The 13,272-nt window shown below is 40.1% G+C and carries 13 protein-coding genes; 10 read left to right on the top strand and 3 right to left on the bottom strand.

All coding sequences use genetic code 11. The annotated features are described in order from the left end of the window. Positions 1 to 11 precede the first annotated feature (11 nt). The 4 genes from bcp to JWR61_RS13375 all read left to right on the top strand — a co-directional run bounded on the left by bcp (position 12) and on the right by JWR61_RS13375 (position 4,584). Positions 12 to 482, top strand: coding sequence for a thioredoxin-dependent thiol peroxidase (gene bcp / locus JWR61_RS13360; RefSeq protein ID WP_301928274.1), 471 nt, complete (start codon positions 12 to 14; stop codon positions 480 to 482). Next, positions 475 to 771: a DUF4157 domain-containing protein gene (locus tag JWR61_RS13365; protein WP_301928275.1), complete on the top strand. Its 297-nt coding sequence runs from the start codon at positions 475 to 477 to the stop codon at positions 769 to 771. Before bcp ends, JWR61_RS13365 begins: the two co-directional genes overlap by 8 nt. A 27-nt stretch (positions 772 to 798) precedes the next feature. Then, positions 799 to 3,651 carry a S8 family serine peptidase gene (locus JWR61_RS13370; RefSeq protein ID WP_301928276.1) on the top strand — a complete coding sequence of 951 codons (2,853 nt, stop codon included), beginning with the start codon at positions 799 to 801 and terminating at the stop codon, positions 3,649 to 3,651. A gap of 99 nt (positions 3,652 to 3,750) precedes the next feature. After that, on the top strand, positions 3,751 to 4,584 hold the full coding sequence (locus JWR61_RS13375; protein ID WP_301928277.1) for a M57 family metalloprotease: 834 nt from the start codon (positions 3,751 to 3,753) through the stop codon (positions 4,582 to 4,584). Positions 4,585 to 4,631: 47 nt separating this feature from the next. Here JWR61_RS13375 and JWR61_RS13380 read toward each other — a convergent pair whose 3' ends face one another. Further along, the gene (locus JWR61_RS13380; RefSeq protein ID WP_301928278.1) at positions 4,632 to 5,417 is read right to left on the bottom strand and encodes a biotin--[acetyl-CoA-carboxylase] ligase; all 786 of its coding nucleotides are present in this window, start codon (positions 5,415 to 5,417) and stop codon (positions 4,632 to 4,634) included. Between the two features lie 140 nt (positions 5,418 to 5,557). Between JWR61_RS13380 and rsfS the strand changes: the two genes are divergently transcribed. The 6 genes from rsfS to JWR61_RS13410 are packed head-to-tail and all read left to right on the top strand — an operon-like array spanning position 5,558 to position 11,466. Next, positions 5,558 to 5,962: a ribosome silencing factor gene (gene rsfS, locus JWR61_RS13385; RefSeq protein WP_290339662.1), complete on the top strand. Its 405-nt coding sequence runs from the start codon at positions 5,558 to 5,560 to the stop codon at positions 5,960 to 5,962. 57 nt (positions 5,963 to 6,019) lie between these two features. Further along, entirely contained in the window at positions 6,020 to 8,095 is a 2,076-nt protein-coding gene (gene ftsH, locus JWR61_RS13390; protein ID WP_301928279.1) for an ATP-dependent zinc metalloprotease FtsH, read from the top strand. 7 nt (positions 8,096 to 8,102) lie between these two features. Continuing rightward, positions 8,103 to 8,729, top strand: a complete 627-nt coding sequence (locus tag JWR61_RS13395; protein ID WP_301928280.1) for an LUD domain-containing protein — start codon at positions 8,103 to 8,105, stop codon at positions 8,727 to 8,729. Positions 8,730 to 8,771: 42 nt separating this feature from the next. Beyond that, positions 8,772 to 9,530 carry a UDP-2,3-diacylglucosamine diphosphatase gene (locus JWR61_RS13400; RefSeq protein WP_301928281.1) on the top strand — a complete coding sequence of 253 codons (759 nt, stop codon included), beginning with the start codon at positions 8,772 to 8,774 and terminating at the stop codon, positions 9,528 to 9,530. Next, a complete protein-coding gene (locus JWR61_RS13405) occupies positions 9,527 to 10,342 on the top strand; it encodes a hypothetical protein (protein WP_301928282.1) in 816 nt (271 codons plus the stop codon). The genes JWR61_RS13400 and JWR61_RS13405 overlap by 4 nt, the downstream gene beginning before the upstream one ends. A gap of 26 nt (positions 10,343 to 10,368) precedes the next feature. After that, positions 10,369 to 11,466, top strand: coding sequence for a mechanosensitive ion channel family protein (locus tag JWR61_RS13410; RefSeq protein ID WP_301928283.1), 1,098 nt, complete (start codon positions 10,369 to 10,371; stop codon positions 11,464 to 11,466). A gap of 21 nt (positions 11,467 to 11,487) precedes the next feature. On the opposite strand, the gene JWR61_RS13415 is transcribed toward JWR61_RS13410, so the two are convergent. Further along, a complete protein-coding gene (locus tag JWR61_RS13415) occupies positions 11,488 to 12,009 on the bottom strand; it encodes a MerR family transcriptional regulator (protein ID WP_301928284.1) in 522 nt (173 codons plus the stop codon). 62 nt (positions 12,010 to 12,071) lie between these two features. Next, complete coding sequence (locus JWR61_RS13420) at positions 12,072 to 13,043, bottom strand: peptidoglycan DD-metalloendopeptidase family protein (protein ID WP_301928285.1); 972 nt, start codon at positions 13,041 to 13,043, stop codon at positions 12,072 to 12,074. Between the last annotated feature and the right edge of the window lie 229 nt (positions 13,044 to 13,272).

Below are 13,272 nucleotides of genomic sequence, written 5' to 3' on the forward strand. Positions count from 1 at the left end.
AAAAAATAAAAATGGCCATACCAGCAGAAGGAAAAAAAGCGCCGGCATTTACCGGGACAGATCAAAACGGAAATAAGGTTTCATTAGCATCCCTTAAAGGGCAAAAAGTTGTATTGTATTTTTATCCACAGGATGATACACCTACCTGTACCGAACAGGCTTGTAACCTGCGGGATAATTTTGGTGCTTTAAAAAACGCTGGTTTTACTGTTATCGGTATTAGTCCGGATGAGGCAGCCAAGCACAAAAAATTTGAAACAAAGTACCAGCTGCCGTTTACATTGATCGCCGATCCTGAACATGCCATCATAGATAGATATGGAGTTTGGGGCGATAAGCAGCTGTTTGGCAGAAAGTACCAGGGCTTAATACGCACCACATTTTTAATTGATGAAAACGGCATTATCAAAAAGGTATTTTTAAAGCCCAAAAGCAAACAACACACCGAAGAAATTTTAAACGCCTGGAAAGCAATTGGCTAAAGACAGTTTTATCATAAAAGAAAATTCGTGGCTGGCGAAGATTGCCGCAAAAAAATTACGCTCATCAGCTGTAGCCATGGTGATAGGCAATACGATTCATTTACACAATACCACTGCCGGTGATTTTTTACAAGATCATCGGTGGGTAAAGCACGAGCTATGCCATATCAGGCAATACAAGCAGCATGGCACGACAGGCTTTATTGTAAAATACCTGTGGGAGAGCCTGAAAAAGGGTTATTACAATAACCGCTTTGAAGTGGAAGCAAGATCAGCTGAAAATGAATAGTTGTATATTTATTGTTCATTTTCTTTCATGCTTACTTTTTTGAAATACCTTTTTTTACTTACGCTTATTGCAGCCGGAATTAAAGCAACGGCGCAGCAATCTGGCGAAGCATCTCTTAAGGCTTATACAGATTTTATTGATGCAGACTCTTCATCAAAAGTCAACAATCTGCAACAACAGTTTTACATAATTTGCGTACCATCGGGAAAAATAAAGGCATTAATTAAGCACAGTTCCGTTCGTATTCAACGGCAGCTAAATGATTCCGTTTATATTATTGGTTCAGATAAACCGGTTGATAAATCTGATTTCAACTGGATAAAAAAAGCTGCGGCAAATTGGAAATTGTCGCCAGCTGTTTTATGGCAGCAAAAAAGTCAGCAGCTAAATTTTCCAAATTCTTTTGTAGTAAACATTGCTGCTGGTACAGATCTCTTGAATTTTAAAAAAGAAAAGAAACTTTCATTCACAAGTACACCGGATGAAAACATTTTTATTTCAACAATCAATACCGTGGCAGATTTTAATAAAATGCTACAGGATAACAGCATCATTTTTATAGGATTTAATAACCGGCATCCAAAAGAAGAATTGCAGATTAATGATCTTGATTTAAGTGTGAATAAAATTAGTTTATTGCATAGCAGGTTGCCTTTTTTAGATGGTGCGGGCACCACCATTTCCATCAAAGAGAATTTACCGGATACAACTGATATTGATTTTTCGGCAAGGTATCAGTATAATCCTTTGGCTGCAAAAGTTGTGTCATCTCATGCGTCCATTATGGCTACAATGGCTGCAGGTGCCGGTAACAGCTGGTATTTGGGTAAAGGCGTTGCCAACGCAGCAACAATTACCTCCTCTGACTTCAGCAACCTGCTTCCTGATATCGATGCCAGTTACAGGAAATCACAAATCACTGTACAAAACCATTCTTATGGCGTTGGCATAGAAAATTTTTATGGCGCAGATGCTACCGCGTATGATGCCAGTGCCCTTAAAAATGATAGTCTTTTATTTGTTTTTTCCGCCGGCAATTTTGGTACTGCTGCTGCTCCGGCTTCGGCCACTTATGCTGGTCTGCCAGGCTATGCAAATATTTCCGGCAGTTTTAAAATGGCTAAGAATATTATTACCGTTGGAGCGGTAGATTCTTTTGAAAATGTAGCCAGTGCCAGCTCCCGGGGACCTGCGTATGATGGAAGAATAAAACCGGAAATGGTGGCCTATGGAGAAGATGGTACATCAGGTGCTGCTGCCCTGGTATCGGGCACAGCCGCTGTTTTGCAACAGGCTTATGCAAGCACACACAACGGCAAGCTTCCCTCAGCTGCCTTAATAAAAGCCGTTTTACTAAACAGTGCGGATGATGTTGACAAAAAGGGAATTGATTACACGGCTGGTTATGGCAACCTGAATGCAATGAAAGCGGCACAGGATTTACTCAGTGCAAAGTATTTTTCTGGCACGGTGACTAACAACAGCAGTAATGAATTTTCGATTACCATGCCGCCCGGCATCAGCAAAGCCAAATTCATGCTTGTATGGAATGATGTTCCGGCCTTGCCAAATGCGTACAAAGCGCTTGTAAATGATCTTGATTTGGAACTGCAGTTGCCGGCAACCAGCCAGTCCTGGAAACCGTGGGTTTTAAACAGTTTTGCCAATGCTGATTCGTTATCTGCATTACCAATTCGCAAAAGAGATAGTCTTAACACAGTTGAACAAATCACCCTGGATAATCCAGCCGCAGGCGATTATAAAATTGTTGTAAACGGCTTTGCTGTAAACGAAACAGGCCAGTCTTTTTACATCGCTTACGAATTGGATACAACCAATAATTTTTCGTGGCATTTTCCATCGACGGGAGATAATCTTTTTCCCGGCACAGCAAATATCATTCGCTGGACTACCGATATTCCTTTTGCCAACGCCCGGTTATTTTACAGTTTGAATAAGGGAAGTAACTGGATTGCAATTGACAGTTCAGTCAATACCGGCAATCCATATTTTTACTGGACCGTGCCGGATACCAATGCGCTGGCCGTTTTGAAAATGCAAACCAATACCGGTGATTTTCTAACCGATACATTCACCATAAGTAAAAAAATAAATTTTAAAACAGGCTTTAATTGTGCTGATTCGGTTTTGTATTTCTGGAACAAATTATCCGGCGTAAACAGCTACCGGTTATTTAGCCTGCAAGACAAAACGCTTCAACCGGTTGCTATTACCAGCGATACGCAATTCGTGTTCAACAAAATAAATTTATCCCGGCACCAGTTTGCCGTAGCGCCCATAATTGGCGGTAAAGAAGGTGTAAAAAGTTATACGATAGACTATACGTTGCAGGGTGTAGATTGTTATATAAATAATTTCTTAGCTGATATGCAACCCGATCAAACAGCTACCATTCAATTGGTGTTGGGAACAGATTATCTGATAAAAAAAATTATGTTTGAAAAATTAGTGTCCGGCGCGTTTACAGGTTTTAAAGAAATACATAACATTGGTGCATTGGCCTTTACCGCCACTGATAACAGCCTGCATAAGGGTGTCAATACTTATCGGGTTCGGATTGAATTGAAAGATGGCAGAATTATTTACAGCGCCGCAACAGATATTTTCTATTTTAACAATACTGAAGTTGTAATTTATCCAAATCCCGTTACTCAGGGGCACAACATTACAATTCGAATGAACGCTTTGCAAAATCAATGGATAAAAATTACGGATGTTGCCGGTAGAATAGTTTATAATCAACAGACCAATTCCACTATTGTACAGTTGCCGGTTAGCTTTTCAAAGGGAATATATTTTATTGCAGTTAGTAACCCGGAAACCAATCTCACTAATACTTTCAAAATTTTTGTTCAATAAATAACGGGGATAAAAAATAAAAGCCTTCTTTTAATTTTTATCAAATTTTTAACCTAATTTTTAACTTCAAATTAATTATTCATTAAAAAATACTCTTTTATGAAGAAAGTCTTACTACATCTGATGCTGGTATCAGCAATTACGTTCAGCGTAAGTTCATGTAAAAAAACAGCAACCACTGATGTGCCCGCTACTGATGAGATTTCAGCTGAAACAAAAGCAAAAATCGCCCAACTTGGTTTTGGAACAAGTGATGTTAAAAAAACAGAAGATGGATACCTGGTTGAAGGGGACATCAACCTGACGGATGAGCTTTTAAACAGCACTCCGAGTCAGATGTTGGTTAGAGTTGGTAATGCTGAGCAATACCGCACCACAAATTTAATTACGCCAGCCGCCGGCCGGGTGTATACAATATTGGTAAGCAATTTAACAAGCGCCTTTGAGCAAGGAACTGATTTGGCCATTGCCCGCTATAATGCATTGGGTTTAAAATTTACGTTCCAGAGGATAACATCAGGTACTCCGGATATTACCGTTCTTGGATTTAATCAAAGACCAAGAGGAGGTTATATTACACTCGGATCTTCAGGTTTTCCCACTTCAACAGGTGCTCCATACAATACCATAAAAATGAACACCAATGCCCAGGCCTATGGAACCAACCCAGATGTTAAGTACGTAGGCAGCGTGCTGCAACATGAACTGGGACATTGTATAGGAATGCGCCATACAGATTATTATGATAGGAGTATTAGTTGCGGTGGTGCTACAAGCAACGAAGGCGCATCTACCGTTGGCGCTATTTTGATACCCGGGACACCTTCTACAGCTACCCTGGCCGCGGCATCCTGGATGCTGGCCTGCTCAAATGGAGGTGACCGTACATTTAATTCCGCTGACGTTACCGGACTAAATTACCTTTACAAATAACATCAGTATAAAATCTATAAACGGGTTGTCAAATGGCAACCCGTTTGTTATAAAAGCCATTCCACTTCTCCAAAACCAAATAAATTATCAATCAGGTCTACTGTAAACAGTTGCCCGCTTTCTGTTACCTCTTTGATAGTGGTTGAGAAAACAATGTTTCCTTTTTTTAGTTGCACAGCTTGATTTCTTTTAAAAAGGCGTTCATTATAGCGCTGTAAAATTTTTTCAAAAGGTTCTGTCAGCAGTTGTTTGAACGAATCCAACACTGCCAGGTGCAATTGCTGTGCTAACACAGTTATATCAAAATCCTGCCCCGTTATTTGTTTTAATGAGATGGCTTTGTTGAGGTCATTTTCGAATATATCCTGGTTGATATTAATGCCAATTCCTGCAACCGAATATTTCCAGTATGCACCCGAACGTGTACTGGTTTCATTTTTTTTACTGGTTAGGCCATGCCCGATCACATTTTCGATTAAAATACCCCCTGCCTTTCTGTCACGCCAGTAAATATCATTTGGCCATTTAATAGTCGTTTCATCTCCGGCGAATGAACCAAAAAAATCAACACAGGCCAATGCAATTGCGGCCGATAACTTAAATTGTTCATGAATATGCAGCTCAGAAGCGTCGGTTATGATACTAAGTGCGATGTTTTCTCCGTTACCCGTGTGCCATTTTTTTCCACGCTGTCCTTTTCCGCCGGTTTGGTTAAATGAAAAGTACGCATCGCCGTGTTTCGCCAAACCTGCGTGAACTTTTGCCATGGCATAGTTGTTGGTGCTGTCAACCGAATCTAAAATAATAAAGGAAGGTTTGGTTACTGGCATCATACGACGATTGGTAAACAATTAGTACTTTTGTTATAATTGCAAGCTACATGCAGGCAACCGTAAAACAAAACATTCTTAGAATCGTCTACAAATATTATACATGGTAATCCATGTAATAGTTAATTAAAACAGCATATAATTTGAACAATCTTACATTATTGGCCAACAGAAAAAAAAGCTCCGTTACCCGGCTTACCAAAAACAGTAAAATTTTAAAAACAATCATTCACGCCATACAGGAAAAAAAAGGTGAAAATATTGTAAGCCTGGACCTTCGTAAAATACCCGAAGCTGTTGCCGATTTTTTTATTATCTGCGAAGCTACCAATAACACCCAATTAAAAGCTATTGCCGACTTTATAGAAGAAGATGTAAAATTAAAATGCGGCGAACCGCCTTACAAACACGAGGGGCGACAGGCACAGCAGTGGATATTGATTGACTATGTAAATGTAGTAGTGCATGTAATGCTGCCCGAACCAAGAAAATTTTACCGGCTGGAAGAAATGTGGAGCGATGCCGCAGTAACAGAACACAACGATTAAACCATCATAAGGCTATTTTTACAGGTAGCAATCAAATAAATACTGAAGCATAAAAACATGGCAGAAGATAAAAAACCTTTACCAAAGAGGAAATTCAACCCGGATAATATACCACCAATTGGCGATGATCAGCAGAAAAACAAAAACCGTTTTAATATTTACTGGGTGTACGGCCTTGTTTTTGCCGGCATTTTGGCTTACAATGCTTACAGGGGCTTTGGTATATTAGGAGCTGAAACCAACCAGATTAAATTTACCGAACTGGTAAAGCAGGGGGATGTAGAAAGCATTAAAACCATCCGCAATAAAAAAATTGTACGGGTTTTTATTAAGAAAGACAGCTTGCTTAAAAAGCAGGATGTTTACCGTCCTATCATGGGTAAACAGTATGATGCGGATAATGCCGCTAAGGTAGCCGGGCCACAGTTGTTTTTTCCCATAGTTGATGAAAAAACCTTTGCATCGCAGATGCAGGATTTTTATAAAAAGTATCCGAATATTTCGGAAATTCCTGATTCTCCGGATGATGAAGGTGAATTTTTTGGCCAGCTGGTGACTACGCTTTTACCGATTTTACTAATAGGATTATTATTTGTAATGATGATGCGTAAAGTAGGCGGACCAGGCGGTGGCAGCGGCGGACCAGGTGGTATTTTCAATATCGGTAAGTCAAAGGCTACCTTGTTCGACAAGGCGTCAAGAGTAAATATCAACTTTGGTGATGTGGCAGGTTTAGATGAAGCTAAGGTGGAAGTAATGGAAATTGTTGACTTCTTAAAAAATCCTAAAAAATATACTGCTTTAGGTGGTAAAATTCCGAAAGGCGCTTTGCTGATTGGCCCTCCCGGTACCGGTAAAACATTGCTGGCAAAAGCAGTAGCAGGCGAGGCACAGGTGCCTTTCTTCAGCTTAAGTGGTAGTGATTTTGTGGAAATGTTTGTAGGTGTTGGTGCAAGCCGCGTAAGAGATTTATTTAAACAGGCGAGAGAAAAAGCACCCTGCATAATTTTTATTGATGAAATTGATGCCATTGGCCGTGCAAGGGGCAAGAATATGATGATGAGCAACGATGAAAGGGAAAATACCCTGAACCAGTTGCTGGTAGAAATGGACGGTTTTGGCACAGACTTAGGCATTATTATTTTAGCCGCTACCAACAGACCGGATGTATTGGATACAGCCCTGCTTCGTCCGGGTCGTTTCGATCGCCAGATAACCATTGATAAACCGGATATGGTGGGCAGGGAAGCCATCTTTAAAGTGCATCTGGCGCCAATCAAAATATCGACCACTTTGGATATTTATAAACTGGCTGAACAAACACCAGGCTTTGCCGGTGCGGATATAGCCAATGTTTGTAACGAAGCTGCTTTAATTGCCGCCCGTAAAAATAAAGAAGCGGTTGACATGAGTGATTTCCAGGATGCCATTGACAGGGTGATTGGCGGATTGGAAAAGAAAAACAAAATTATCTCTCCGGAAGAAAAAGAAATTATAGCCTATCATGAAGCAGGCCACGCTATTTGCGGCTGGTTCCTGGAACATGCTTATCCTTTATTAAAAGTAACGGTAGTTCCCCGTGGTTCTGCTGCATTGGGATATGCCCAGTACACGCCTAAAGAACAATATCTGTATAACACAGACCAGTTAATGGACCAGATTTGTATGACGCTGGGCGGACGTGCAAGTGAAGATATTTTCTTTGGAAAAATCAGCACCGGCGCAAGCAATGATCTGCAGCAAATTACCAAGATTGCCTATAGCATGATTACCGTGTATGGTATGAATGATAAAGTGGGTAACATCAGCTACTACGATCCAAACCAGGAAAATACTTTTACCAAACCCTTCAGTGAAGAAACAGGTAAAATGATTGATGAAGAAGTACGTAACCTCATTACGCTGGCGTATGTAAGGACCAAAGAATTATTGTTGCTTAAAAAAGCCGAGGTAGAATTACTGGCTAAAGAGCTCTTAAAAAAAGAAGTGCTGTTTAAAAGTGATGTGGAAGCTTTAATTGGCAAAAGGCCTTATGAAGAAAAAAAGGCGCTGGATATTAAACCTGAAGACACCGTTTCAGAAGAGCCGCCAACAGCATTACCTGAGGAATTAAAAAATCCGCCACAAATTTAAAAAGGGTATGGCTAATTCAACAGCAAAAGAAAATATCTTAAATAAAATAAAGCAGGCACTGGATCATCCAGTGCCTTTGCCTTTTGTATTAGATGAGCCTGATGCGTCGCTTTACGAAATTGCCGTCGAAGAGCTGGAGATTATTTTTGCCGAAAACTTTGCCAAACTGCAAGGCAAATTCATTTTTTGTGCCGATGAAAAAGAACTGCATCTGCAGTTACATCACTTAATCAGCAGCCGGGAATGGATGAAAATTTACTGCAACGAAAACCAATGGAATGCACTTTACAGCAACACCATTAATCTTGAAAGCTGCGATGCTTCTATCACCGGCTGCGAGTGCCTGGTGGCCAGGACGGGAACAATCGTGATGAGTGCGGCACAGCAAAGCGGCCGTACAGTCAGCGTGTATGCTCCCATACATATTTGCATTGCATATACAAGCCAGCTGGTGTATGATATAAAAGATGCGTTGCAAGTGGTGAAAGAAAAACATTCCACCATCCCCTCATTAATAACTTTTGCCAGCGGCCCAAGCCGTACGGCGGATATCGAAAAGACCCTTGTTACAGGCGTCCATGGGCCCAAAGAAGTATATTTGTTTTTGGTAGATACAACAACAGTAAATCCATAATCTTCGTTAATCAAGCGGCCATTGAACTAATAAAGAACAACAATGAATTTACTCCCCAATAAAAAAATATACTTCCTGTCCGATTTCCATTTGGGTACTCCCAACCCTGCGGCAAGTTTGCTAAGAGAAAAAAAAATTATTCAATTCTTAGAAAGCATAAAACATGATGCGCAGGAAATCTTTATCGTAGGAGATATGTTTGATTTTTGGTTTGAATACAAATATGTTGTGCCCAGGGGCTATACAAGGATATTAGGTAAACTGGCCGAGCTGACCGACGGGGGCATGAAGATTCATTTTTTTGTTGGCAACCACGATATGTGGATGCGGGATTACTTTCAAACCGAATTAAATATTCCTGTTTATTACGAACCGGCGCAATTTGAATTTAACGGAAAGAAATTCCTGGTAGGTCATGGTGACGGTCAGGGCCCGGGTGATCATGGCTATAAATTTTTAAAGAAAGTTTTCCGTAATCCTTTTTGCCAATGGGCGTTTGGAGTTTTGCCGCCATTTTTTGGGCTGGGCATCGCCAATTATTTTTCTCAAAAAAGCAGGGAGCAGGCAAACAAAAAAGAAGAAGTATTTTTAGGTGAGGAGAATGAATGGCTGATTATTTATGCCAAAGAAGTATTGCAGAAAGAACATGTAGATTATTTTATTTTTGGGCACAGACACCTGCCGATCGATTTTTTGTTAAAAGACAACAGCCGCTATATCAATTTAGGAGAATGGATCAACTTTGACAGTTACGCCGTTTTTGACGGAACAACTACCACACTAAAATATTTCAACAAATGATGCAGGCTAAAAAATTAATGTTGTTTTTTTTCTGCACCACTGTGGCTTTAACGGCTGTTGCTCAAAATGATTCTTCGTTTACATTAACCAAATCTTATCCCGGCGCATTCTCCTATTTTACCATCGATAACCTCGATAATATTTATCTGCTCAGTAATACTAACCAACTTAAAAAAATCAGCCCCAGCGGAGATTCTGCGTTGTTCAACGATGTGCGGCGGTACGGAAAATTATTTTCTATCGATGCTACCAATCCTTTAAAAGTGCTGTTGTATTACAAAAACTTTTCTACGGTAGTTGTGCTGGACAGGTTCCTGAATGTGCGCAACGCCATCAACCTGCGGCAGCAAAATATATTTAAAGTAAAAGCCATCGCAGCATCGTACGATAACAATATCTGGCTGTTTGATGAAGGCGATGCTACACTTAAAAAGATAGACGATAACGGATCAGTATTGATGACTTCGGTAGATTTTAGAAATATATTCGACAGTGTTCCCTCGCCGGATCAAATCACCGACCGTGATAAATTTCTTTACTTATACGACTCTGCAAAAGGGTTTTATACATTTGATTACTACGGTTCTTTCAAAATCAGGATTCCGTTTTTAGGCTGGACCAGTACGGATGTAATCGCCAATACATTATATGGTTTCAGCGATCATCTATTGCACCAATACAAACCAGGTTCTTTAAATTTAAAAGATTATACCCTGCCTGTTTCTTTTCAAAATGCGCTGCAAATTAAGGCCGGCAATAACAAATTGTTTGTGTTACAAAAAGACGGGCTGCAGCAATTTTCACTAAAATAATAGCCCTCATTTAGTATTTTTATAGTATGGATTTTTTAGACAAGGTTTATTTCGACAATACGCTCCGTAGTTACCTGGTAGTAGGCGGCGCCATCCTGCTGGTGTTGCTTTTAAAACGTTATTTATCGCGGTATTTGGTGTCCTTAATTTTCCGGCTCGTAAAACGGGTTTGGAAAACGGTGAGTAAAGAAAGTTTTGTTAACCTTGTCGTAGGGCCATTTGAATGGTTTTTGTTGTTGCTCATTTCGGTATTTGCGATCGACAAATTAAATTTTCCCAACATTCTGTTGTACACCTTGTACGGACACACAACAGCGGATATTATAGCCCGGATAGGTACCGGCATCATCATCGCATCGTTCATACTGCTTGTATTGAGGCTGATAGATTTTATTGCTTTTGTGCTGGAAGAAAGAGCCAACCTTACGCCCGATGCAAGGGATAACCAGCTGGTTGTTTTTCTAAGGGATTTTTTAAAAGTAATTGTTGGTATCATAGGCATACTGCTGATTATAAAAGCTTGCTTCAACCAGCCTTTAGGCAACCTGTTAACCGGGCTAAGTATCGTAGGTGCCGCACTGGCGCTGGGTGCCAAAGAAAGTCTTGAAAATTTAATCGCATCTTTCATCATCTTTTTTGATAAACCTTTTTTTACCGGCGATACCGTTAAAGTGAACAACATTATAGGCAGAGTTGAAAAAATTGGATTGCGCAGCACGAGAATATTAACCGGTGATAAAACCATTGTTACAATGCCTAACAAGCAAATGGTAGATTCCATCGTAGACAACTGGAGTATGCGGACCCAGCGACGGGCAGAAATTATTCTGGAATTGTCTGTAAAAACAAGCGTGGTAAAAGCGGAGATTATACTTGCTGGTATAAAGAAAATATTGGATGACAAAAAAACACAGCTGCTTTCTTATTCCGTTTTCTTTAGAGACCTCAGTAAAAACGGAATTACAATCAACACTGAATATTTTACTGATGCCATTGTTTTGAGTGAGTTTGATACACTAAAACAAACCATCAATCTGCAGACAAAAAAATTGTTGGAAGATAATGGTGTTGAGTTTTCCGGAGAACCAGGTACAATTGTTATAAATAATGACCGGAAACAATAGTAATACCAGGCAACCAATGCCTTATAAATTTGCCTTCAGTTCATTCAAAAAATCTTTCAACTTTTTAAGTGCAGCGATGGCCGTAAATTTTTCATCGGCCTTTTTATTGTTTTTTATAAACTCCTTGGCGCCTTCCATGGTGTACTTACGCTCCCGCATCAGGTGGTAAATCAGCTGAATATTTTTTATATCCTCCGGCCTGAACAACCTGTCTCCCTTGCCATTCTTCTTCGGCTTCAGCACATCAAACTCATTTTCCCAAAGGCGAATGAGCGATTGGTTTACCTTAAACATAGCCGCAACTTTGCCGATGGAATAATACATCTTCTGAAACAGAATTTCATCTTCCGGGATATCCAGCAAGTCAACACCTGCACTCATTTCTTTTAAACTCTTTCTTCCACGGGTTGATTTTTGTTTTACAACAGACACTTCTGCGGGCAGTACAATTACCTTCTCGTTTTTTACAACACGCTTCTTCTCAGGCAATGGCGGTTGCTCGATATTATCAAAATCAAATGCTATTTGTGTTTGTACTGCCATGTATTAAATGGTATATAAAAATATCCTTTTTTGCTGGTTTTGTATTTGCAGATAAAAGTTTTTTAGTCGAAGCTTTTTGCACTTCCTGTTGCTGCCAGTTTTAACACGCGGTCGTATTGTTCTGCATTCAGGTCGTTATAGAAAAAGTAAACCGGGTCTACTTTCCTTCCATTTATATGTACTTCGTAATGGCAATGCGGACCTGTACTGGCGCCAGTACTTCCCACCCATCCAATCACCTCTCCGCGTTTCACCCGTTGTCCGTCTCTTGCCTTGATACGTACCATATGCATATAAACTGTTTCGTATCCATAACCATGATTGATCACTACGTGGTTACCGGTACCTGTTCCTTCTCCTGCTGTTGTGACCGTGCCATCGCCAGTAGCGTAAATGGGCGTTCCCTGGGGAGCTGTAAAGTCAAGCCCATTGTGCATTTTGGGAATACCGTAAATCGGATGAATTCTAAACCCAAAACCACTTGCAATACGAGTAAGATCTTTATTACTGATCGGTTGAATAGCAGGAATACAGGCCAGTTTACTCTCCTGGTTATTGATTAATTTTTCAATGCCGGCATAACTGTTTTCCTGATACGCAATCCGGGCACTGATATTATTTAAATCGAGGGAAATTGTTTTGCCCAGTTCATCATCACTTATCACATTTACTTTATCCAGCTCTTTTGATTTTTCCTGCAATTTTGCCCTTGCACTATCCGGGACCGGGTTGGCTTCAAAAATAGACCGGTACACTTCATTATCCCTTTTTTCCAGCCCTGCCATTTGCTCCTGCAGGGTTTTTACCTTTTCGCTCAATACCCTGTAATTGTCTTTCATGATCTCCTCCTTTAACCTCGATTCCTGGTCGGTTGGTTTAGGAATAAATTTAGTATACAACCAGATGATCAGCACGGAACTTACGAGTAAAGCAGAAAGAAATCCGAATATGCGCAGCAACTTTACCCTGAAGGGAGTAATCAGCTTTTCATAGCGTAGCGTATTGGTGTTATAGTAATATTTTATTTTCTTCATGCAAGCCTTACCCTCACCGGGCTTTAGTACAAAATTTTACAATTTTCTTATGCTAACGAAATGCTGCTGTTTTGTGTTGTTTATATACCTGCTAAAAAAATTGTAAGCTTATTGCTTTTATGCATTGCCAACATATACCAAGGATAAGCTTTTCCTTACCTTTGCGCCACAGTTTTTTTACCGTCTACAAATATAGACGCTTATATTGCAAAAATCAACCCAAAACAGC

This window comes from Ferruginibacter sp., assembly GCF_028288465.1.
Taxonomy (GTDB): Bacteria; Bacteroidota; Bacteroidia; order Chitinophagales; family Chitinophagaceae; genus Ferruginibacter.